General features: G+C 78.1%; 14 protein-coding genes and 1 pseudogene. 9 read left to right on the top strand and 6 right to left on the bottom strand.

The features are described from left to right. The first annotated feature begins 79 nt into the window (after nt 1-79). Both EJA20_RS10920 and EJA20_RS19490 read left to right on the top strand, forming a co-directional pair. Nucleotides 80-3,394, top strand: coding sequence for a PD-(D/E)XK nuclease family protein (locus EJA20_RS10920; RefSeq protein WP_338068818.1), 3,315 nt, complete (start codon nt 80-82; stop codon nt 3,392-3,394). Further along, a complete protein-coding gene (locus EJA20_RS19490) occupies nt 3,391-6,906 on the top strand; it encodes an ATP-dependent DNA helicase (RefSeq protein ID WP_240675367.1) in 3,516 nt (1,171 codons plus the stop codon). Before EJA20_RS10920 ends, EJA20_RS19490 begins: the two co-directional genes overlap by 4 nt. Nucleotides 6,907-7,058: 152 nt before the next feature. Here EJA20_RS19490 and EJA20_RS10905 read toward each other — a convergent pair whose 3' ends face one another. Then, nucleotides 7,059-8,000, bottom strand: coding sequence for a phosphotransferase (locus EJA20_RS10905; protein WP_129338180.1), 942 nt, complete (start codon nt 7,998-8,000; stop codon nt 7,059-7,061). A gap of 131 nt (nt 8,001-8,131) precedes the next feature. Between EJA20_RS10905 and nudC the strand changes: the two genes are divergently transcribed. Further along, nucleotides 8,132-9,238 carry an NAD(+) diphosphatase gene (nudC, locus tag EJA20_RS10900; RefSeq protein ID WP_129338179.1) on the top strand — a complete coding sequence of 369 codons (1,107 nt, stop codon included), beginning with the start codon at nt 8,132-8,134 and terminating at the stop codon, nt 9,236-9,238. A 17-nt stretch (nt 9,239-9,255) separates the two neighbouring features. Here nudC and EJA20_RS10895 read toward each other — a convergent pair whose 3' ends face one another. After that, on the bottom strand, nt 9,256-9,516 hold the full coding sequence (locus tag EJA20_RS10895; RefSeq protein WP_129338178.1) for a mycoredoxin: 261 nt from the start codon (nt 9,514-9,516) through the stop codon (nt 9,256-9,258). 210 nt (nt 9,517-9,726) lie between these two features. Here EJA20_RS10895 and EJA20_RS10890 point away from each other — a divergent pair, with 210 nt between their 5' ends. From EJA20_RS10890 to EJA20_RS19755, 3 genes are all read left to right on the top strand, one after another. After that, nucleotides 9,727-11,799, top strand: coding sequence for an ATP-dependent helicase (locus tag EJA20_RS10890; RefSeq protein ID WP_129338177.1), 2,073 nt, complete (start codon nt 9,727-9,729; stop codon nt 11,797-11,799). Nucleotides 11,800-11,928: 129 nt separating this feature from the next. After that, on the top strand, nt 11,929-12,219 hold the full coding sequence (locus EJA20_RS10885; protein WP_129338176.1) for a hypothetical protein: 291 nt from the start codon (nt 11,929-11,931) through the stop codon (nt 12,217-12,219). A 138-nt stretch (nt 12,220-12,357) separates the two neighbouring features. Then, nucleotides 12,358-12,774, top strand: a complete 417-nt coding sequence (locus tag EJA20_RS19755) for a WhiB family transcriptional regulator (protein ID WP_276319535.1) — start codon at nt 12,358-12,360, stop codon at nt 12,772-12,774. Nucleotides 12,775-12,790: 16 nt separating this feature from the next. Here EJA20_RS19755 and EJA20_RS10875 read toward each other — a convergent pair whose 3' ends face one another. Both EJA20_RS10875 and EJA20_RS10870 read right to left on the bottom strand, forming a co-directional pair. Beyond that, nucleotides 12,791-13,771, bottom strand: coding sequence for a ThiF family adenylyltransferase (locus EJA20_RS10875; RefSeq protein WP_129338175.1), 981 nt, complete (start codon nt 13,769-13,771; stop codon nt 12,791-12,793). Between the two features lie 348 nt (nt 13,772-14,119). Continuing rightward, nucleotides 14,120-14,278, bottom strand: coding sequence for a DUF5679 domain-containing protein (locus tag EJA20_RS10870; RefSeq protein ID WP_013883019.1), 159 nt, complete (start codon nt 14,276-14,278; stop codon nt 14,120-14,122). Nucleotides 14,279-14,574: 296 nt separating this feature from the next. Here EJA20_RS10870 and EJA20_RS10865 point away from each other — a divergent pair. Next, a pseudogene (locus tag EJA20_RS10865) lies at nt 14,575-15,174 on the top strand (M48 metallopeptidase family protein); the annotation flags it as partial. Between the two features lie 160 nt (nt 15,175-15,334). Here the strand turns inward: EJA20_RS10865 and EJA20_RS10860 are convergent. Then, entirely contained in the window at nt 15,335-16,942 is a 1,608-nt protein-coding gene (locus EJA20_RS10860) for a zinc-dependent metalloprotease (RefSeq protein ID WP_129338173.1), read from the bottom strand. 186 nt (nt 16,943-17,128) lie between these two features. Between EJA20_RS10860 and EJA20_RS10855 the strand changes: the two genes are divergently transcribed. Then, a complete protein-coding gene (locus EJA20_RS10855) occupies nt 17,129-18,259 on the top strand; it encodes a YlbL family protein (protein ID WP_164983941.1) in 1,131 nt (376 codons plus the stop codon). Between the two features lie 87 nt (nt 18,260-18,346). Here EJA20_RS10855 and EJA20_RS10850 read toward each other — a convergent pair whose 3' ends face one another. Continuing rightward, on the bottom strand, nt 18,347-18,967 hold the full coding sequence (locus EJA20_RS10850) for a PPA1309 family protein (RefSeq protein WP_420836426.1): 621 nt from the start codon (nt 18,965-18,967) through the stop codon (nt 18,347-18,349). Nucleotides 18,968-19,209: 242 nt separating this feature from the next. Here EJA20_RS10850 and EJA20_RS10845 point away from each other — a divergent pair, with 242 nt between their 5' ends. Then, on the top strand, nt 19,210-22,323 hold the full coding sequence (locus EJA20_RS10845; RefSeq protein WP_129338171.1) for a UPF0182 family membrane protein: 3,114 nt from the start codon (nt 19,210-19,212) through the stop codon (nt 22,321-22,323). Nucleotides 22,324-22,431 lie beyond the last annotated feature (108 nt).

Here is a 22,431-nt window from a genome sequence, read left to right as displayed (position 1 = left end):
CGCCGGGGCGCGGGGGCGCGCGGCCCGCGCCGCCCGGCGGCGGACGGGCGTGTCGGTGGGGTGTGCTGGGATCGGCGCCGTGACGACGACCTCCCTCGACGCCCCCGCCGGCGGGGTGCCCGGCCCCGACGTCCCCGCGGGCCCGGACGCGGGCGGCGGTGCCCACGGCTCGGGGGGAGAGGGCGGTGCCGGCGGCGCGGCGCCCGTCCGCCTCGTCCGGCCGCGGCTGGCCGACGGTCCCGCGCGCGGGCCGGGTGCCGGTGTGGTGCTCGACCCGACGCAGCGGGCCGCCGTCGAGCGGGCGGTCGGCGCGGACCGGCACCTCGTGGTGACGGGGGCGCCGGGCTCGGGCAAGACGACCGTGCTGCTGGAGGCCGTCCTGGGTCTCGTCGCCGCCGGGGCCCCGGCCGAGCGCGTCCTCGTGCTGGCGGCCGGGCGGCGGGCGGCGGCGGACCTGCGCGACCGGATCGCGTCGCGCCTGCGCGGCACGTCCGGCCGGCCGCTCGTCCGCACGCCGGCGGCCGCGGCGTTCGCCGTGCTGCGGGCCCGCGCCGTCGCCCGGCGCGAGCCGCTGCCGGCGCTGGTCTCCGGTCCGGAGCAGGACCTCGTCATCGCCGACCTGCTCGCCGGGCACGCAGGGGGTGACGGGCGGGCGGTCGTGTGGCCCTCCGGCGTCCCCGACCGGCCCGGGACCGTCCGGGCGTTCCGCGACGAGCTGCGCGACCTGCTCATGCGCGCGGTCGAGCGCGGCCTGGGGCCGGCCGACCTCGCGCGCCTCGGGCGGCGCCACGCCCGCCCCGAGTGGGAGGCCGCGGCGGAGGTGCTCGAGGAGTACCTCGACGTGCTGCTCCTGCGGTCGGGCACGCCCGACCTCGGGGAGCGGTACGACCCGGCGGCGGTGGTGGCCGAGGCCGCCGACGCGCTCGGCCGCTGGGCGCACGAGGTCCCCGACGCCGACCCGCCACGCTGGGACGTGGTCCTGGTCGACGACCACCAGGAGAGCACCGCCGCCACGGCCGCCCTCCTGCGGCGGCTGGCCGACGACGGGGCGCGCCTGGTGCTGCTGGGCGACCCGGACGTCGCGGTCCAGACCTTCCGCGGCGCCCTGCCGCCCCTCCTCGCGCGCGCCTCGGTCGCGGGGACGGGCCGCGGCGAGCTGGGTGCGGAGGAGCGCGTGCTCGGCACCGTGTGGCGCCACGGGCCCGCGCTGCGCGGCGTGGTCGAGCGGGTCGTCGAGCGCGTCCCGGCGTCCGGGACCGTGCGGCACCGCGACGCCGGCGCCGCCGGCCCGGACGGGTCGGGGGCCGAGGTCGTCGTGCTCCCGAGCCCCGCGCAGGAGGCCGCATGGGTGGTGCACGCCCTGCGGACCGCCCACCACGAGCGCGGCGTGCCCTGGGAGGAGATGGCGGTCGTCGCGCCGACGGGGTCGCGGGTGTCCGCGCTGCGGCGCGCGCTCGTCCACGGCGGGGTGCCGGTGACGGTGCTCGGCGCCGACGTGCCCCTGCGCGAGGAGCCGGCCGTGCGCCCGCTCCTGGAGGCCGCACGGGTCGCGCTCGGCGTCGACGTGCTGGACGCCGCCGCCGCCGCCCGTCTCCTGCTGTCCCCCCTCGGCGGCCTGGACGCCGTGGGGCTGCGCCGGCTGCGCCGTGCCCTGCGGGCGGAGGAGCTCGCCGACGGCGGCGGCCGCCCGAGCGACGCCCTGCTCGCCGAGGCCGTGGCCGGGCCGGGGCGGGCACTCCCGCTGCCGCCGTCCGTCGCCGGGCCGGTCCGGCGGGTCACCCAGGTCCTCGCCGCCGGCCGGGCCGCGGCCGCCGAGCCCGGCGCCGACGCGCGCACGGTGCTGTGGTCCGTGTGGGACGCCGCAGGGCTCGCCGAGCGGTGGCGCACGGCGGCCCTCGCCGGTGGCGTGGCGGGGGAGCGGGCGGACCGGGACCTCGACGCCGTGGTCGCGCTCTTCCGTGCGGCGGAGACGTTCGTGGAGCGCATGCCGCAGAGCCCGCCGGCCGCCTTCACGGACTGGCTCGCCGGGCAGGACGTGCCCGCGGACTCCCTGGCGGCACGCGGCCGTCGCGCCGCGGTCGCGGTCCTCACGCCGGCCGGCGCCGCCGCGCGGGAGTGGGACCTCGTCGTCGTGTGCGGCGTGCAGGACGGCGTCTGGCCGGACCTGCGCCTGCGCGGCTCCTTGCTCGGGGCCCAGGCGCTCGTCGAGGTGCTGGACGGTCGGGAGGGCGCCGGGGACCCGGTGGCCGCCCGTCGAGGGGTGCTGGGGGACGAGCTGCGGGCCTTCGCGCTCGCCTGCTCGCGGGCGCGCGAGCGGCTGCTGGTGACGGCGGTGCAGGGGCCGGACGACCAGCCGTCGCCCTTCCTCGACCTCGTCGAGCCGCCGGTGGGGCCCGACGGCGGCGTGCCCGACGCCGCGGCGGCGCGCCCGGTGACCGACGCCCCGCCGCCCTGGGACCTGCGCGGGACCGTCGCCGTGCTGCGGCGCCGGCTCGAGGCGGCGGCCCTCGAGGGTCGCGAGGACGCGCCCGCCGCCCGGGCCCTGGCCCGGCTCGCCGCCCACCGGGTGGAGGGCGCACACCCCGACCGCTGGTTGGGGCGCGCCCCCGTCTCCACCGACGCGCCCCTGTGGGCGCCGGGGGAGCGCGTCCCCGTGTCGCCCTCGCGGCTCGAGACGGCGCACACGTGCGCGCTGCGCTGGGCCCTGGAGTCGGCGGGCGGGACGGGGCCGGACGACCAGCGCCAGAACCTCGGGACGCTGCTGCACGCGATCGCCCAGGAGCACCCCCGCGGGACGCTCGCGGAGCTGCGGGCCGCGCTCGACGCGCGTTGGTCGGAGCTCGGGCTCGGCACGGGCTGGCCCGCGGTGGCGACCCGCCGTCGCGCCGACCGCATGGTGGAGCGACTGGCGCAGTACCTGCGGGCCGCGGACGAGGCGGTCGCCGTCGAGGGCCGGTTCCGTCTCGAGACGGACCGGGCCCGCGTCACGGGCTCGGTCGACCGGGTCGAGCGCGCGGCCGACGGCACGGTGCGGGTCGTCGACCTCAAGACGGGCAGCAGCGTGCCCAGCGCGGAGGACGCACGGACCAACCCCCAGCTCGGGGCGTACCAGCTCGCGGTCGACGAGGGCGCCGTCGAGGGGGTCGCCCCCGGCGTCGCGAGCGGCGGTGCACGCCTGGTGTTCCTGTCGCAGGGCACCCGGGGGCCCGCGACGCGCGACCAGCCGGCCCTCCTGGGGTCGGAGGACCCGGGGTGGTCCCGGGCGCTCGTCGACGAGGTCGCGGAGCGGATGGCGGCGTCCGCCTTCACCGCCTCGGTGAACAAGCGCTGCGACCGCTGCCCCGTGCGCCGGGCCTGCCCCGCCCGGCCCGAGGGCGCGGAGGTGGCGGGATGACGGCGACCACGCCCCCGCCGGCCGTCGCGCGCCGGTCGGCGGTCGAGGTCGCCGCCCTCCTGGGCCAGCACCCGCCGACGCCCGAGCAGCAGCGCGTCATCGAGGCGCCGCTGGAGCCCGCGCTCGTCGTGGCCGGGGCGGGCTCGGGCAAGACGGAGACGATGGCCGGTCGGGTCGTGTGGCTCGTGGCGAACGGCCTCGTGGAGCCGTCGCAGGTCCTCGGGCTGACGTTCACGCGCAAGGCCGCGGGCGAGCTGGCCCTGCGGGTGCGCCGCCGGCTGCGGCAGCTCGCGCTCGCCGGGGGCCTGCCCGGTGTTGCCGCCGACGCGGGGGAGCTCGACCGGCCGACGGTGTCCACCTACAACGCGTTCGCGGCCGGGCTCGTCGCGGACCACGCCGTCCGGCTGGGGGTGGAGCCGACCGCGCGCCTCCTCGGCGAGGCCTCGCAGTGGCAGCTGGCGAGCGAGGCGGTGGAGGCCTGGGCGGGCGACCTCGGGACCGACCGGGCGACCTCCACCGTCGTGCGGGCGGTCCTGGCGCTGTCGAACGCGCTCGACGAGCACCTCCTCGACCCCGCCGCGGCCGCCGCGGCGATCGAGGCCCTGGCGGACGCCGTCGAGGCGACCCCGCCCGTGGGCCGCGGGCCCAGGGCCGACCTGCGCGACGTGCTCGAGTCGCTGCGCCTGCGCCGACGGCTGCTCGACGTGGTGGGCGACCTGCGGGCCCGCAAGCGCGCGGCGGACGCCATCGACCACGGGGACCAGGTCGCGCTGGCCGCGCGGGTGGCCGAGGAGGTCCCGGCCGTCGGTGCGGCGGAGCGCGCCCGGTTCCGCGTGGTGCTGCTCGACGAGTACCAGGACACCTCCCACGCCCAGGTGCGCCTGCTCACGGCGCTGTTCGGCGGCGGGCACGCCGTCACCGCCGTCGGCGACCCGCACCAGTCGATCTACGGCTGGCGGGGCGCGAGCGCCGGCGGGCTCGCCCGCTTCCCGGCCGGCTTCCCCGTGGTCGCGCCGGACGGCCGGCGGCGTCCGGCGTCCGTGCACCCCCTGTCGACGTCGTGGCGCAACGACCGCGCCGTGCTCGCCGCGGCGAACGTGGCGGCGGCGCCGCTGCACGCCGGCGTGCGGGGCCTGGAGCTGCCGGTGCTCGGGGCGCGCCCCGGCGCCGGGGAGGGGCGGGTGCGGGCGCTCGTGGCGGCGACGGTCGAGGACGAGGCCGCCGCGATCGCGGAGCACCTGCTCGCGGTGCGCGCTGCTGTGGACCCGGACGGCGAGGTGCCGACCGCCGCGGTGCTCTGCCGGCGGCGCTCGCAGTTCGGCCTGCTGCGCCAGGTGCTCACGGCGGCCGGGCTGCCCGTCGAGGTGGTCGGGCTCGGCGGGCTGCTGACGACGCCCGAGGTGGTGGAGCTCGTCGCCGCGCTCCAGGTGGCCCACGACCCGGCCCGCGGCGACGCGGCCGTGCGGCTGCTGGCGGGGGGCCGGGTGCGGCTCGGTGCGGCCGACCTGCACGCGCTGTCGGACTGGTCCCGCGAGCTCGTCGAGCGGCAGGACGCGGCGGTGCGCCGGGCGCGAGCGGCCGGGTCGGGCGGGGAGGGCGTCGTCAGTGCGGGCGCCTCCGAGGGTGCGACGGGCGGTGCGGGTGCGTCGGCCGGTGCCGGGTCCGGTGCCGGGTCCGTTGCCGGATCCGCTGCCCCGGCCGGTGCGGGCGCGGGCGCCGGCGGGCCGTCGGTCGAGCACGACGCGGTGGACGGGCGCAGCCTCGTCGACGCGCTCGACGACCCGCCCCCCGTGGGTTGGGTGAGCCGGACGGGCCGGAGGCTGAGCACCCCGGCGCGCGAGCGCCTGCGCGAGCTCGCCCACCTGCTGCGCGTCCTGCGCGGCCAGACCTACCTGACGGTCCCCGAGCTCGTCGCCCAGGCCGAGCGCCTCCTGGGCCTGGACATCGAGGTCGCTGCCCGGCCCGGCACGACGCCGGGGCTGGCCCGCGCCGCCCTCGACGCGTTCGGCGACGTCGCGGTGGAGTTCACGCGCACGGCCGACCAGGCGACGCTCGGCGCGTTCCTCGCCTGGCTCGAGACCGCCGAGGAGGTGGAGGACGGCCTGGACGCACCGGTCACCGCGCCCGACCCGGCCGCCGTGCAGCTCATCACCGTCCACGGCGCGAAGGGACTGGAGTGGGATGCCGTCGTCGTCGCCGGGCTCGTCGACGGCACGCTGCCGAAGATCCGCACCTCGGGGGCGGACGGGCCGCGGGACTGGGGCTGGACGAAGGACGTCGGCGCGCTGCCGGCGCCCCTGCGCGGCGACCACGCCGACCTCCCGGCGCTGGACCTCACCGGGGCGGCCGACACCGCCGAGTTGGCGGAGCGGCTCGAGCGGTACCGCTCCGACGCGGGCCAGCACGAGCTCGCCGAGGAGCGTCGCCTCCTGTACGTCGCGGTCACGCGCGCCCGCGCCGACCTGCTGCTCACCGCGGCGTGGTGGGGCGAGGCGGGTCGGCCGCGCACCCTGTCGCCGTTCCTCACGGAGCTGGTGCCCGGCCTGGAGCCGGCGCCGGCCGCCGCGGACGAGGCGGACCGCGAGCCGGTCCCGCCCGTGCCCACCGGGGGCGGGGTCGAGGTCGTCGGGCTCGCCCCCCGCCCGGCCCTGCGCGACCCCAACCCGCGCGAGGACGCGGCGCACGCCGTCGCGTGGCCGCCGCCGCCGTTCGGGGGCGGTCCCCGACGCCGTCTCGTCGAGGAGGCTGCGCAGCGGGTGCTCGCCGAGGCGGCCCGGGTGGAGGAGGCCGGGGACCTGCCGACGGGCGAGCCCGAGCTCGACCTCCTGCTCGACCGCCTGCTCGCCGAACGCCGACGGGTCGCCGAGCCCGAGCGGGTCGTCGAGCTGCCCGCGCACCTGTCGGCGTCGGCGCTCGTCCGGCTGGAGCAGGACCGCGACCGGTTCGCCCGTGACCTGCGCCGGCCCGTGCCGCTCGAGCCCTCGCCGCAGGCCCGGCGCGGGACGGAGTTCCACGCGTGGGTCGAGGGCTTCTACGGCCGCCCGAGCCTCGTCGAGCTCGACGACCTGCCCGCCGCGGACGACGACGACGTGCCGACCGACGCCGACGCCGTCGCGCTCCGCGAGGCGTTCCTGCGCACGGAGTGGGCCGGGCGCACGCCCGTCGCGGTGGAGGTGGACATCGAGACGAACGTCGACGGCTACGTGCTGCGCTCGCGGGTCGACGCGGTCTTCCCGGACCCGGAGGTGCCTCCGGCGCGCGACGGCCGCGGCGACCCCGTGGTCGTCGTGGACTGGAAGACCGGGCGGCCGCCGACGGACCCGAAGGCCCGCGCCGACCGCGAGCTGCAGCTGGCCGTGTACCGGCTGGCGTGGTCGCGCTGGACGGGGACGCCGGTCGAGCGGGTGCGGGCGGCGTTCTGCTACGTCCCGACCGGCACCACGGTGCACCCCGAGCGGCTGCTCGACGAGGACGGCCTCACGGCGCTCCTGCGGTCGGCGGCATCGGGCTGAGCGTCCGCGGGCCGTCGGCCGGAGCGCTCACCCACCGCCCGTCCGGCGGGGCGTCCTGCCGTGCGCGCGGGTCGGTGCACCGTCCCCGGGGCGTCGGGGCGTCGGGGTGTCGGGGTGTCAGGGTGTCGGGGTGTCGGGGTGTCGCGGCGCGGTCAGCCGGCGACGGCCTCGGGGACCGGCTCCGCCTCGCGGACGCTCTCGTCGAGCTCGCGCAGCATCGCCACCGCGTCGGCGACGACGACCTGGTCCCCGGTGCGCACGCCGTGCAGGAGCCACCGGGCGAGCGCGAGCTCGCCGGCGAGGAGCGCGCGGTCCGCCAGGTGCGGGTCCGTCAGCTCCGCCCGGTGCAGCAGGTAGGCCTCGAGGACGGACTCGGCGGCGTCGGGCGAGGCGGCGACGAGCAGCCACGACAGGTCGTCGGCGGGGTCCGCGACGCGAGCCTCCGACCAGCCGAGGACGGCGCTGACGACGCCGTCGCGGACGAGGACGTGCTCCTCCGTGAGGTCGCCGTGCACCACGGTCGGCCGGAAGCGCCACAGGGACACGTCCTCGAGGTGCCGCTCCCAGCGGCGGAGCAGGGCGGGCGGCACGAGGCCGGTGCGCGCGGCCTCGTCGACCTCCGACAGCCGACGCTCGCGGTAGCCCTCCGCGTCGTAGACGGGCAGCCCGTTGCCCTCGACGAGCGCCGTGGGCAGCTCGTGCAGGCCGGCCAGCGCCCGGCCGACCGAGGCGGCGAGACCGGGTCCCGGCGCCAGCGCCGCGAGCCGCAGCGGGACCCCGGGGAGCTGGCGGTGGACCATGGCGCGCCCGCCCTCGGGCAGGGCGGCGAAACCGGCGGGCCGGGGCACGGCGAACGGCAGCCGCCCCTCCTCGGCGTGCTCGTCGAGCGACCCGAGCAGCCCGACCTCGGCCTCGAGCGCCGCCCCGGCCAGCGGCGTGCGCGGCGCCCGGACGACCCAGCGCGTGCGCTGGGCGTCGACGACGACGGCGGTGTCGTCGTCCGCGCCGGAGGTCCCGGGGTGCGCGTCCCAGGCGTCGAGGCCCGGCACGGCGGCCGTGGCGATCGCAGCGAGGGCGAGGGGCGAACGGGTCATGGGCCCGAGGGTAGGCGGACCGCCGACGCGGGCGGCCCAGGCGCCGGGGTGTGTCACCGGCCGGCGCCCGCCGGGCCCGGCCGTGCCCGTGCTCGCGTGTGCCGCCGCGCGGGCGTGCCTAGGGTGACGCCGTGATCCTGCCGGAGCTGCCCCTCTCGCGTGCCGCCGTCGACCGGGCCGCCGAGCTGCGCACCCGGCCCGGCCTCGTCGCCGACCTGCTCGCGGACCCGGCCACCCGGGTCCTGCTCGTGCGCGACGGCACCGTCCCGATCCGCACGGATCGCGCCGACGGCAGCCACGGCACCGACGGCACGCACGCCCCCGCGCTCGACCTGCGCTCCCCGCACGGGTGGGGCGACGCCGCCGACGCGGACCACGCCCGGTGGATGTTCCTCGGGGAGGACCCCGAGGGCGTCCGCTACCTGGCCCGTGCCTCCGCGCAGGACGAGGTGCTGCCCCCGCGGGCCCGCGGGCCGCAGCGCTCGGACGCGGGGACCCACCCGGACGTCGAGGCCGCCGCCGACGGCGGGCACCCGCCGATGGAGGGCGGGGAGGGCGCGACGATCCCCGTGGCCGGGACGGAGGGGGCCGTCACGGGCGACGACGGACCCTCCTTCGCGACGCTGCGCGAGGTCGGCCACCGGCTGTCCGCGCGCGACGCGGGGCTGGCGACCACGGCCGTCGCGCTCGCCGCGTGGCACGCGCGCCACCCCCGCTGCCCGCGCTGCGGGGGCACCACGAGCGTCGTCGAGTCCGGCTGGGCCCGGCGGTGCGACGTCGACGGCTCGGAGCACTACCCCCGCACGGACCCCGCGATCATCGTCGCCGTCGTCGACGAGCGGGACCGGATCCTCCTCGGCCACTCCGCGACCTGGGCGCCGGGCCGGTACTCCACGCTCGCCGGCTTCGTGGAGGCCGGGGAGCCCGCGGAGGCGGCCGTGCGCCGCGAGGTGATGGAGGAGAGCGGCGTCCGCGTCGACGAGGTCGAGTACCGCGGCAGCCAGCCCTGGCCCTTCCCGGCCTCGCTCATGCTCGGGTACCGCGCCCGGGCGCGGGGCGGGCCCGTCACCCCGGACGGGGTCGAGATGACGGACGCCCGCTGGTTCACCCGTCAGGAGGTGGCCGACGAGGTGCGGGCGGGCCGGCTCGTCCTGCCCGGGCGCTCCTCGATCGCGCACGCGCTCGTCGCCGAGTGGTACGGCGGCCCGCTGCCCGAGAGGGACGGCACGGCCTTCTGAGCCGCGGGGCCGGCCGCTCAGGCGCCGAGGCGCTCCCGCACCTGCGCGAGCGAGGGGTTGGTCAGGGCGCTGCCGTCGGGGAAGACGAGCGTGGGCACCGTCTGGTTGCCGCCGTTGACCCGCTCGACGACGAGCGCGGCGTCGGGGTCCTGCTCGATGTCGACCTCGTCCCACGCGATGCCGGCGGACGCCAGCTGGGTCTTCAGGCGCCGGCAGTAGCCGCACCACGTCGTCGTGTACATCGTCAGGGTGCCGGTGCCGTCGGTGGTCGTCGTCATCGCCGGGCCTCTCGCGCGGGCGCCCCCTGCGGGCGCCGTCCGGCGTGCCACAACGCGCGCGGGGGCACCCGTGTTCCGGGCGGCGCCGGCACCGCGCGGGCGACGGAGGGCGACGGCGGGCGACGGCGGACGAGGCGGCACGGCGCCCGGCGTCCACAACCCGAGGACGGCCCCGGGGTCGTGTCGGTGCCGGCTGCGACACTGGTCCCGATGTCCGCCGACGCCCTCCTCGACGCGCTCGACCCCGAGCAGCGCGCCGTCGCCACCGCCCTCACGGGACCCGTCTGCGTGCTGGCCGGCGCCGGCACCGGCAAGACCCGCGCGATCACCCACCGCATCGCCTACGGCGTCCGTACCGGCGTGTACGCGCCGGGCAGCGTGCTCGCGGTGACGTTCACCGCCCGGGCCGCGGGGGAGATGCGCACGCGTCTGCGGGACCTGGGGGCGGCGGGCGTCCAGGCCCGGACGTTCCACGCGGCAGCCCTGCGCCAGCTGGGCTTCTTCTGGCCGAAGGTGGTCGGCGGTGCGCCGCCCCGCCTGCTGGAGCACAAGGCGACCGCCGTGGCGGACGCGGCGCGCCGGCTGGGCGTCGAGGTCGACCGGGTGGGCGTCCGCGACCTCGCCGCGGAGATCGAGTGGGCGAAGGTCAGCCTCGTCGCCGCGGAGGACTACGAGAAGGCGGTCGCCGCGGCCGGCCGCCCGCTGCCCGAGGCGTACGACGCCCGGACGGTCGCGCGGCTGCTCACCGCCTACGAGGACGTCAAGGGCGAGCGGCACGTCATGGACTTCGAGGACGTCCTGCTGCTGCTGTCGGCGATGCTCGCCGAGCGCGGGGACGTCGCCGACCAGGTGCGCAGCCAGTACCGGCACTTCGTCGTCGACGAGTACCAGGACGTCAGCCCGCTCCAGCAGCACCTCCTCGACCAGTGGCTCGGCGGCCGGCGGGAGCTGTGCGTCGTCGGGGACCCGAGCCAGACGATCTACTCCTTCGCCGGCGCCAGCCCGTACCACCTCCTCGCCTTCCGCCGGACGTACGCGGACGCGGAGGTCGTCCGGCTCGTCCGCGACTACCGCTCGACCCCGCAGGTCGTCGCGCTCGCGAACCGGGTGCTCACGGTCGGCCGCCGTCCCGGGGACGTGCCGCCGCTGGAGCTCGTCGCGCAGCGGCCCGACGGTCCTCCGGTCCGGTACTCCGTGCACGACGACGACGAGGCGGAGGCGCGCGGCGTCGCGGCCCGCATCGCGCGCCTCGTCGCGGCGGGCACGCGGCCGAGCGAGATCGCGGTGCTGTACCGGACCAACGGGCAGTCGGAGGTGCTCGAGCAGGCGCTGGCGACGGCGGGCATCGGGTACCAGGTCCGCGGCGGTGACCGCTTCTTCGCCCGGCGCGAGGTGCGGGACGCGATCGTCCTGCTGCGCGGCGGGGCGCGGTCGGCCGACCCGGACGTCCCCATGCCGGAGACGGTGCGGAGCCTGCTCCTGCCCGTGGGGTGGGCGCCGCAGCCGCCGGCGGCCCGGGGCGCGGCCCGGGAGCGGTGGGACCTCGTGCAGGCGCTCGTCGCCCTCGCGGACGAGCTGGCGGCCAAGGCCACGGCCGGCGGCACCGTCGCCACGGTGCAGGACCTCGTCGCCGAGCTCGACGAGCGCGCGGCGGCGCAGCACGCGCCGACGGTCGAGGGGGTCACGCTGGCGTCGTTGCACGCGGCCAAGGGCCTGGAGTGGGACGTCGTCTTCCTCGTGGGCCTCAGCGACGGGCTCCTGCCGATCTCGCTCGCGGACACCGATGCGGCCGTGGCCGAGGAGCGGCGCCTGCTCTACGTCGGGGTCACGCGGGCGCGGGAGCACCTCGAGCTCTCGTGGGCGCGGTCCCGGACCCCCGGGGGGCGCGCCAACCGCAGCCGTACGCCGTTCCTGGCCGGCATCTGGCCGGACGACGAGGCCCGCCGTTCCCGCGCGCTCCCGGGCGGGGACCGGCGCCGCACGGGCCCGGCCGCCGTCGGCCCGGTCGACGAGGCCCTGCTCGCCCGCCTGCGGACCTGGCGGGACGGGGTGGCGCGCGAGACGTCGAAGCCTGCCTTCACCGTGCTCACGGACGCCGCGCTCGAGGCGGTCGCACGGGCGCGCCCGACCACCGACCGCGAGCTGGCCCTCGTCGACGGGGTGGGGGCGGTCAAGCTGCGACGGTGGGGGTCCGCGGTGCTCGCGGTCGTCCGCGACGGCCCCGGCCGGACGGATCCGGACAGACCGGGACGAGAGATCCGGCTGGGAACGTTCTCGACGTGACCTAGGTCACACCGGTACGATCCCGGAAAAGAGGTTGTCCCCGTCATCGGGGCGTCCCTAGTCTGACGTCGTCCTTGAAGAGGGACGGGCCGCAGAGGCCTGTCCGGCACCGGAGGGAGGTGGAACGCGGTGAAGAACATCATCGGTGAGTACGCGGTCGCGACGGCCTGCGGACACCTCCTCGCGCCCGCCTCCGGCCGCTTCCAGGGGACCGCTCTGCCCGCGTCCGGACAGCCGGATGCCGTCACGGGTCGCGTCGACGCCCTCCTCCTCGGTGGGCGGGACGCCCTCCGCGGCGGCTGGACCGGCGTCGACGTCCGGACCGTCGTCCTCCGTGGTGCGTCCCCGGTGACCGACCCGGCCACCCGCCTGCGCGCCTCCGGCGCCACCCCCCGCTCCTCCAGGACTCCTCCCGTCTGACCTCGGTCGGACAGCCGACACACCGGCCGCGGAGTCCTCTGGGATCCGCGGCCTCGCTGTCTCTCCTGGTCCCCGACCGGACGAGCGCGAGCACGGATCCCGTGCCATCGCTCATCTGCAAGGACATCAGGAGGAATCGTGCGGCTCACGACGCTGCTCGACACCGCATCGCACACCGGCTCCGGCCGGTGGCCCCTGAGCGTGACGCCGAGCGTCGCCGACACCCGACCCACCGCCCTGCAGACGGGCGCCGCTCCGACGGACCCGCGGACCTCGACGCTCGACGAGCGCCGGGAGTTCACCTCCGTCGTGGCGGGTCTCATCCCGTGCCGCTCCAACGACGCGGAGCTGTGGTTCGCGGAGCGCACGGCCGACGTGGAGCAGGCCAAGGCGCTGTGCCGGGACTGCCCGCTCCTCGAGGGCTGCCTCGCCGGCGCGCTCGAGCGCGCGGAGCCCTGGGGCGTCTGGGGCGGTCAGGTCTTCGTCGACGGCGTCGTCGTCGCGACGAAGCGGGGCCGCGGCCGGCCGCGCAAGACCGCGCAGCCGGCGGCGTAGGGACGGACCCACCCGGTCAGGTCCCCTCCGGCAGCCCGCCGCACCCGCACGAGGGGTGCGGCGGGCACCGCCGCAGCACCGTCGTGGGCTCCGGCACGGTGAGCTCGAGGACCGCGTCCCGGGTGCGCGGCCGGCGGCCGTCGACGGCGGCGAGCACCTCGCCCGCGGCGGCGGCCGCCGTCGCCACCGCCAGGAGCACGGGCTCCGCCGGCTCCGCCCGTGCGCCCCGCGCCGTGCGGGCACCCGGACGGTGGTGGCGGGGACCGCCGTCGTGCGCCGCCGGGGGACGTCGCGGCACGAGCTGGGCGACGAGCGCCGGCCAGCGGGGGTCCTCGTCGACCCGGTGCAGGTCGGCGCACCGCAGGCATGCGCCTCGGCCCGGCACCACGAGGGGCCCGACCTCGGCGGACGCCTCGTGCAGCACGACGGACAGGTGCGCCACCCCCGAGGCCACGAGCACCGGGGCCCGCGTCGGGTCGGCCGCGCCGTGCTCGACGACCACGAGGACGTCCGGGCGGCGGGCCGACGCGGTGCGCACCCCGACGGCCACGTCGCGGAGGGCCCGCTGCGCCGCGCCGACGCGGGCCGCGCCGACGTCGGACCAGCGGTAGCCGCCCGGGCCGACGTCCGCGTCGCGGACGGTGCCGGGGTCGTCGAGGAGCACGGTGCCCACCCCGAGGGCGGCGAGGGCGGCGGCGACCCCGAGGCCCGTCGGGCCGAGCCCGACGACGCCGACCACCGCGGCCGCGCGACGCTCGACGAGAGCCCGTGCGCTGCCGCCGCCCTCGGCCAGGCGGGCGACGAGCGCGTCCACCGCGCCGTCGAGAGCGCCGTCGTCCTCGTCGAGGAGCCCGAGCGCCGCCAGCTGCCCCTCCACGGCCGCCGGCACCGCGACGGCCCGACGACGTCCGGCCCCGGACGCGACGGCGGGCGGGGCGTCCGCGGCAGCCGCCACCAGCGCCTCGACCTCGGCCGGCGCCAGGCCCTCGACGCGCACGGCCCAGCGTGGGTCGGTGCCGACCTGCACCTCACCCGGCCCGCGTCGCAGCACCCGCAACCCCGCCCGTAGCCGCACGCCCGCCCCTCGTCCTCACCGCCGCACCGGCCCGATACCACCGGGGGACCGCCCCCGACCCGGCGGGCACGGCCCACCGTCCTGGCCCGGGCAGGACCGGTCGGTCCCGCGGGGCGGCACTGTGGCACGGGGCGCCGTGGCGCGCTCGCGCCGGTCCACAGGCGCGCGGTCGCGCCTCTCGTCGGGCGCGCGGACGGCCTGCCCTGCCCGGGACGCACGACGGGGGCGCCACCGCGTCGCGGTGGCGCCCCCGTGGGTCGTCGGTGGGGCTCAGGCCTTGCCGAGGATCCGGTTCAGCTTCGTGCCGCAGACCGGGCAGATGGCCTTGGCCATCTTGCGGCCGGACTCGGAGACGACGACGTCGCCCTCGGCCTCGCGCTTCTCCTTGCACTTCACGCAGTAGAACTCGCCCGCGTAGGTCTCCGCCATCTGCACTCTCCTGTCGATCGCACCGCCCGCAGGGGCGGCAGTCCCGGGGCAGGGAGACCGGTCGGGCTCCCCGCGCGACGCCCACAGTAGACCGAGCCGCCGCCCGGACCGCGCCACGGCGCGGCGACCGCGCCCTGCCTCCACCGCACCCGACCCCCGCCCGACATCCGGCCGGCTCCCGCCCGACGCGTCGTCAGCCCGGTGCCGGTCCCGCGACGCGCCCGGCCCACGGGCCCGCCGGGCGCGTCGCGCCGCAGGCCACCCGGGCGCCCACCGCGCTCCGCTACCGTCCCCCTGTGCCAGCCCAGCACGACCTCGGGGACGTCGAGGTCCGCCGCTCCCGCCGCCGCCTGCGGACGGTGACGGCCTGGCGCGAGCACGACCGGACCGTCATCGCGATCCCCGCACGGTTCAGCGCCGCCCAGGAGCGCGAGTGGGTCGGGCGGATGCTGGCGCGCCTCGAGTCCCAGGAGCGTCGCCGCCGGCCCTCGGACGACGAGCTGGGCGCCCGGGCGGCCGAGCTCTCCGCCCGGTACCTCGCGGGTCGGGCGCGGCCGTCGCGCGTCTCGTGGTCCTCGCAGCAGGGGCGCCGCTGGGGCTCGTGCACGCCGGCGGACGGCACGATCCGCATCTCCGACCGCCTCCGGGGCATGCCCCGCTGGGTCCTGGACTACGTCCTCCTGCACGAGCTGGCGCACCTGCTGCACGCGGGCCACGGCCCCGAGTTCTGGGCCGAGCTGCGCCACTACCCGCGCACGGAGCGGGCACGGGGCTTCCTCGAGGGGTACTCCTACGCCCTCGAGCGGGGGGTGGGGGAGGGCGGGGTCGCGGACGGGCCGCCGGCGGCCGGCGGCCCGGACGGCCTCGACCGCGACGTCGACCACCTCGAGGCCGACGCCGACGACCCCGGCCGCGACGACCCCGGCCGCGACGACCTCGGCCGCGACGACCCCGGCCACGACGACCTCGGCCGCGACGACCTCGGTCGAGACGGCCGCCGGGCGGGCGAGGCGTCGGCCTGACCCCTGCCCGACCCGGTCACCGACGCACCGGAGGTCAGGCGCGCGGCGCGGGACCGTCGCGGCCGGGACCGCCGTCGGAACCGTCAGAACCGTCGGACCCGTCGGACCCGTCGGACCCGTCGGACCCGTCGGACCCGGTGCCCTCGGCGGCGCCCGCGGAGGGCCCGCCGTCGAGGATCTCCGCGAGGACGCGGTCGAGGTCGGCCGACTCCTCGTCCTGCGTCGCCCGGCGGCCCGCGTAGCCGGCCGGGTCGTCGAGGTCCTGCGCGTCGGGCAGCAGGTCCGGGTGGTCCCAGACCGCGTCCCGGGCGGCCGCGCCGCCGTCGGCGGCGATGCGCGCCCAGAGGGCGGCGGCGTCGCGGAGCCGGCGGGGCCGCAGCTCCAGCCCGACGAGGGTCGCGAAGGTCTCCTCCGCGGGCCCGCCGGCGGCCCGGCGGCGGCGCATCATCTCGCGCAGCGCCACGGCGTGCGGCAGGTGCGGCAGCGCCGCGGCGGCCGTGACCTCCTCGACCCAGCCTTCGACGAGCGCCAGCGCCGTCTCCAGGCGGCCGAGCGCGGCCGTCTGCTCGGGCGTCGTCTGCGGGGCGAAGACGCCGCCGGACAGCGCGGTGCGCAGGGCGTCGGCGTCCGTGGGGTCGATGGACCGCACGGCCTCGTCGAGCTGGTCGAGGTCGATGCGGATGCCGCGGGCGTACGTGCCGACGATGTCCAGCAGGTGCGCGCGCAGCCAGGGGACGTGGGTGAAGAGCCGGTTCGCCGCCGCCTCGCGCAGGGCGAGGAAGAGGCGCACCTCCTCGGGCGGCGCGTCCAGGCCTTCGGCGAACGCCTCGACGTTGCGGACGACGAGCGCCGGCCCCGGCCGCTCGAGCAGGGGCAGCCCGATGTCGGTGGTGCCGAAGGCCTCGCCGGCGAGGGTGCCGGCGGCGTGCCCGACCTGCATCCCGAACCCCGCCGACCCGAGGCGGCGGAGCAGCTCGCGCGGGTCGCTCAGCCCGGGCATGCCGCCCAGGCCCGGCAGCCCCGGCAGCCCCGGGAGGCCCGGCATCCCCGACCCGCCCGTGACGCCCGGGATCGCGAAGCCCGCCGGGCCGCCCGGCCCGCGCCCGGGCTCGGCCTCGGGCTCGGGCTCCTCCGGCAGCGCCGCCGCCAGCGTCTCGGCCAGCGCCGAGGACAGCGACGCGGCGACGGGCTCGGTGAGGGTGCGCCACGTCGGCAGGGTCGCCTCGACCCACTCCGCGCGCGTCCACGCCCGGGGGGCCCCGGTGGCCGGGGGCAGGTCCGTCACGGCGTCGAGCCACAGCTCCGCCACGGAGAGCGCCTCGAGCGCGGACCGCTGCTGGGCGGGGCTCAGCGACGGGTCGCCGCCCTGCGCCGCCTGCTGGCGCGCGAGGTCGTGCGCGACCTCCCAGTTCACCGCGCCGTCGCCCGGGGTGGCGAGCATGCGCTGCACCTGCTGCATCGCCGCGGCCATGAGCTGGGGGTCCGCCGGCATCCCCGAGGCCTGCGCCATCGCCGCGGGGTCGAGCCCACGCTCGCGCATCTCGCGCAGCGCCTCGTCGGCGGCGGGGCCGAGCATCTGGCGGAGCATCTGCTCCCACGGGGGCATTCCCCCGCCGTCGGGTGCGGGGCGGTCGGCGCTCATGGGTCCTCCGGTCGACGGCGGACCGGCGGGGGCCGCCGGTCACCCCACGCTAACGACCCGCCGCGGCCCGGTGTCCCCGTCCCCGTCCGCGGTTCGCTGTGGGCGCAGCGGGACCGCCCCCGCGGGGTGCGGCCCCGACGGGCCCGTGCCCAGGAGCCCCACGGCGTCGTGCGGCAGGATGCCCGCGTGACCCTCTCGACGGCCCCCGACGACGACGGCCCCGCCCCGGAGGCCCCCGACGAGCGGCCCGACGAGCGGCCCGACGTGCGCTCGGCCTCCCCGCGCGCGGTCACGCTGGCCGTCTCCGGCGCGGTGACGGCGCTGCTCGCGGCGGGCCTCGTCGCGCTGCCGGCCCCGTACGCGGTGTCCTTCCCCGGCCCGACCCGCGACGTGCTGGGCGAGCACGACGGCGAGCCGCTCATGACGATCGAGGGCGCCCCGACGTACGGCTCGACGGGCGAGCTGCGCCTCACGACGGTGTCCGCCCTCGGGGGGCCGGGCTTCCCGGCGTCGGTCGTCGACGTCCTGGGCGGCTGGTTCCGCGCGGACTCGCTCGTGCAGCCCGTCGAGGCCGTGTACCCGCCGGACCTGCAGCGGGAGCAGCTCGAGCGGCGCAACGAGCAGGAGATGACGTCCTCGCAGGAGAACGCGACGGTCGCGGCGCTGACGTTCCTCGACTACGAGGTGCCGGCGACGCTCACGGTCGCGGGCACGGTCGAGGGCAGCGGGGCGGTCGGCCAGGTCGAGGAGGGGGACGTCCTCACGGGGGTCGACGGCGTGCGGCTCGGCGACTACACGACGCTGCTCGAGCACCTCGCGGGGGTCACGCCGGGGGCCACGGTGACGCTCGCCCTCGTGCGCGACGGCGCGGACCTCGAGGTGCCGATCGTCACGGGCGAGGCGGACGGGCGGGCGCTCATCGGCGTCTTCATCGACCCCACGTTCCGCTTCCCGGTCGACGTGACGATCCGGTCCGACGACATCGGCGGACCGTCGGCGGGGACGATGTTCGCCCTCGGCATCATCGACGAGCTCACGGAGCGGGACGAGGCGGACGGCGAGGTCATCGCCGGCACGGGGACGATCGACGTCGACGGCACCGTGGGCGCGATCGGGGGCATCCGCCAGAAGCTCGTCGGGGCGCTGCGCGACGGGGCGGGGTGGTTCCTCGCGCCGGCGGCCAACTGCGACTCCGTCGTCGGGCACGTGCCCGACGGCCTCCGGGTGGTGAGCGTGACGACCCTCGAGGAGGCCTACGCCGCGGTCGTCGCGATCGGCGAGGGCGCGGCCGACGCCCTGCCGACCTGCACGTCCTGACGGGCGCCCGTCTCCGGCCGACCCATCCCGACCGGCCCCGGCCCCGGCGCCGCCCCGGGCCGGTGGCGCCGGCCCGGCCGGCGGGCGTCAGGCCAGCGTCGCCCGCAGCGCCTCGACGAGGCCGGGCACCGCGTCCGGCCCCTGCCCGAGCGACCCGTCGTCGTCGTGGGACCGGGTCCGCACGACGCACCACGACGGCCCGTCGCGGAGCACGCCCACGGCGAGCCGCACGTCCGTGCGCTCGGGGTGGTGCCGCAGCACCTCGAGGGCGGCGGCGGGGTCGTCGGGCAGCCCCTCCTCCACGTGCGGCGGCACGACGAGACGCTCGACCGTGAGGGCGACCCCGTCGACGGTCGGCGGCCACGCCATGCCCCCGAGCAGCCCCTCCAGGTCCTCGGCGGCGGGCAGCCCCTCCTGCTCCACGGAGGTCAGGTGCCACGGCTCCCGCCGGGCGGCGGCGACGACCGCCGGGTCGAGCTGGTCGGCCAGCCCGGGCTCCGCCTCCAGCGCCGCCCGCGTCCGCACGAGCGCGAAGACCCGGACGGGACCGTCCCAGCCCGCCGCCGCGACGTGCTGCTCGACCTCGCGCACCGCGTCGACGAGCGCCCCGGCCGCGTCGTCGGTGCCGCCCCCGGTGCCGCCGCCCGTGCCGCTCCCCGTGCCGACCCCCGCCCCGTCCTGCGTGCTGTCGCCCGTGCCCTGCGTCACCGCTCGTCCCCGCCTCTCGTCGCCGTCCGTCCCGGCCGGTGCCGGCCGATCCGGGCCGGGCGGGCGTGCCCGTCGGGGCCCCGCTGAGGAGACCGACGGCCCCCGTCCACCCGCAGGCTGCAGCCTGGCACGTCCGGTGTGGGAACCTGGCGCCCGGACCGACCGTTCCTGTGACCGGACCGGGTGCCCGCCCCGCGGGCGCTGGACGTCCGCGCCACCCCGACGACGAGGAACCACCCGACGTGACCTTCGCCAGTGCACCACCCCCTCGGACCCCGCGCGGACCCCGCGCGCCGCGCCCCGGCGGCCGCCGGCGGCCGCACCCCATCGCGATCACGGCGGTCGTGCTCGGCGTCCTCGTCGTCGCGCTGCTGACGCTGTCCCAGATGTGGACCGAGATCCTCTGGTTCAACCAGCTCGGCTTCACGCGCGTGCTCGTCACGGAGTGGGTGACGCGCGCCATCCTGTTCGTCGCGGGCGGCGTCGTCATGGCCGCGGCCGTGGCGCTGAGCCTGTCGCTGGCCTACCGGTCGCGGCCGGTCTACGCGCCCTCCACGCAGGAGCAGCAGAGCCTCGACCAGTACCGCGAGGCCATCGAGCCGCTGCGGCGCGTCGTCATGCTCGTCGGCCCCGCGGTGCTCGGCCTCTTCGCCGGCGCGGCGGCCTCGCAGCAGTGGCAGACGGTCCAGCTCGCGCTCAACGGCGGCGAGGTCGGGCGCACGGACCCGCAGTTCGGGCAGGACCTCGGCTTCTACCTGTTCTCGCTGCCGGCGCTGCGGTTCGTCGTGTCCTTCCTCCTGACGGTCGCGGTCATCGCCGGCATCGCCGGTGCGGTCACGCAGTACCTGTACGGCGGCATCCGCGTCGGCGGCCCCGTCGGGACGCAGCGGTCGACCCGTGCCGCACGGGCCCAGCTGCTCGGGACGGGGGCCCTCGTCCTCCTGCTCATCGGCGCCAACTACTTCCTCGACCGGTACTCCCTCCTGACGAAGGAGTCGGGGGTCGGCCGTGCGAACTTCTTCGGCGCGAACTACACCGACGTCAACGCGGTCATCCCGGCGCGCGGCATCCTCGCCGGCGCGGCGGTGCTCGTCGCGGTCGTCTTCGTCGTCTCCGCCATCCGCGGGGCCTGGCGCCTGCCGCTCATCGGCGTGGGGATCATGGTCGTCGCGGGCGTGGCCCTCGGGGGGATCTACCCGGCCGTCGTCCAGCGCCTGCAGGTGAACCCGAACCAGCAGGACTTCGAGGCGCCGTACATCCAGCGCAACATCGACGCGACCCTCGACGCCTACGGGCTCGACGAGGTCGAGACGAACGCGTACTCGCCGACGACCGACACCGAGGCCGGCCAGCTGCGCGCGGACGCTGAGACGGCGGCCTCGATCCGCCTGCTCGACCCGCAGGTCGTCGCCCCGTCCTTCCGGCAGCTGCAGCAGGTCCGCGCCTTCTACGACTTCCCCGACACGCTGGCGGTCGACAAGTACGAGCTGTCCGACGGCAGCCGCGACACCGTCATCGCGGTCCGCGAGCTCAACCTCGGCGGCCTCAACGACGCGCAGCGCAACTGGACGAACGACACCACCGTCTACACCCACGGGTTCGGCGTCGTCGCGGCGTCCGGCAACGCGGTCGCCGCGAACGGCGGCCCGTCCTTCTGGGAGTCGGGGATCCCCTCGTCGGGCGAGCTCGGCGACTACCAGCCCCGCATCTACTTCAGCCCCGAGGCCCCGCCGTACTCCATCGTGGGTGCGCCCGAGGGCAGCGGGAACTGGGAGCTGGACTACCCCGACGACGAGTCGGGCGGCGCCATCAACACGACGTTCCCGACGGAGTCCGTCTCCGCCGGCCCCAGCGTCGGCAACCTGTGGAACAAGCTCCTGTACTCGCTGAAGTTCGGCGCCACGCAGATCCTGCTGTCGGACCGCGTGACCCCGGAGTCGCAGATCCTCTACGAGCGCGACCCGCGGGCCCGCGTCGAGAAGGTGGCCCCGTACCTCACGCTCGACGGGCGCGTGTACCCGGCGGTCGTGGACGGCGAGGTGAAGTGGATCCTCGACGGCTACACGACCTCGGACCAGTACCCGTACTCGGCCTCGCAGACGCTCGACGACGCCACGGTGGACTCGCTCACGGGCACGGCGAGCACGATCCAGGCCCTGGCCCCCGAGACGATCAACTACATCCGCAACTCGGTGAAGGTGACCGTCGACGCCTACAGCGGCGAGGTCACGCTCTACGCCTGGGACGACCAGGACCCCATCCTGCGGGCCTGGCAGCGGGTCTTCCCCACCTCCGTGCAGCCCCTGTCGGAGATCAGCGGGGAGCTCATGAGCCACATCCGCTACCCCGAGGACCTGTTCAAGGTGCAGCGCGAGCTGCTCGGGCGGTACCACGTCACCGACGCCAACCAGTTCTTCTCGGGCAACGACTTCTGGGCGACGCCGAACGACCCCGCCGACGAGCGCGAGGTCGCCCAGCCGCCCTACTACCTGACGCTGCAGATGCCGGGCCAGGAGGCGCCGACGTTCTCGCTCACGACGTCGTTCATCCCGTCGGGCTCGGGTGCGCGCAACGTGCTCACCGGCTACCTGGCGGCGGACTCCGACGCCGGCAGCGAGGCGGGGGTGAAGGGCGAGCGCTACGGGGCCCTGCGCCTGCTCGAGCTGCCGCGCGACTCGACGGTGCCCGGGCCGGGACAGGTGGCGAACAACTTCAACACCGACCCGGACGTCTCCACCACGCTGAACCTCCTGGCGCAGCGGTCCACCACGGTGGTCCGCGGCAACCTGCTGACGCTGCCGGTCGGCGGCGGCCTGCTCTACGTCCAGCCCGTCTACATCCAGGCGGCCACGGGCACGAGCTTCCCGCTGCTGCAGAAGGTGCTCGTCGGGTTCGGCGACGACATCGGCTTCGGCGACACCCTCGACGAGGCCCTCGACCAGGTGTTCGGCGGCGACTCCGGCTTCGAGGCCGGCGAGGACACCGGTCCCCAGGAGCCGGCCGTGCCGACCGAGCCCGGCACGGAGGAGCCCACCGACCCGGGCACGGAGGAGCCGACCGACCCGGGCACGGAGGAGCCGGCCGACCCGGGCGCCACCGGTGACCCGGCCACGCGCCTGGCGGACGCCCTGGCCCGTGCCGACGCCGCCATCGCGGCGGCCGAGGCGGCCTTCACCGCCGGCGACTTCGCCGCCTACGGCGAGGCGCAGGAGGACCTGCGGCAGGCGGTCGAGGACGCGGTGACGGCGCAGCAGGAGCTCTCGGGCACGGCGACGGGCACGACGACCGGCACGACGACGGGCACGGCGACGACGGAGGACGCGGGCGCCACGCCCTCGGCCACGCCCTCGCCGTGACGGCCCCCGCCTGACGGGCCGCGCGCCCGTCGGGCACCCTCATCGGCCCCGGTCGCACCCGCGACCGGGGCCGATTTGGTCCCTCGCCGGGCGTCGCGTAGAGTTCAC

Origin of the sequence: Cellulomonas endophytica (genome assembly GCF_004123805.1) — a bacterium.
In the GTDB taxonomy this organism is placed as follows: Bacteria; Actinomycetota; Actinomycetes; order Actinomycetales; family Cellulomonadaceae; genus Cellulomonas; species Cellulomonas endophytica.
This window is presented reverse-complemented; position numbering and strand designations above follow the sequence as displayed.

Coding starts and splice junctions, on each gene's coding strand:
- EJA20_RS19490 (WP_240675367.1), top strand. CDS start 3,391: ATGACGGCGACCACGCCCCCGCCGGCCGTCGCGCGCCGGTCGGCGGTC.
- EJA20_RS10905 (WP_129338180.1), bottom strand. CDS start 8,000: ATGACCCGTTCGCCCCTCGCCCTCGCTGCGATCGCCACGGCCGCCGTG.
- EJA20_RS10895 (WP_129338178.1), bottom strand. CDS start 9,516: ATGACGACGACCACCGACGGCACCGGCACCCTGACGATGTACACGACG.
- EJA20_RS10890 (WP_129338177.1), top strand. CDS start 9,727: ATGTCCGCCGACGCCCTCCTCGACGCGCTCGACCCCGAGCAGCGCGCC.
- EJA20_RS10870 (WP_013883019.1), bottom strand. CDS start 14,278: ATGGCGGAGACCTACGCGGGCGAGTTCTACTGCGTGAAGTGCAAGGAG.
- EJA20_RS10860 (WP_129338173.1), bottom strand. CDS start 16,942: ATGAGCGCCGACCGCCCCGCACCCGACGGCGGGGGAATGCCCCCGTGG.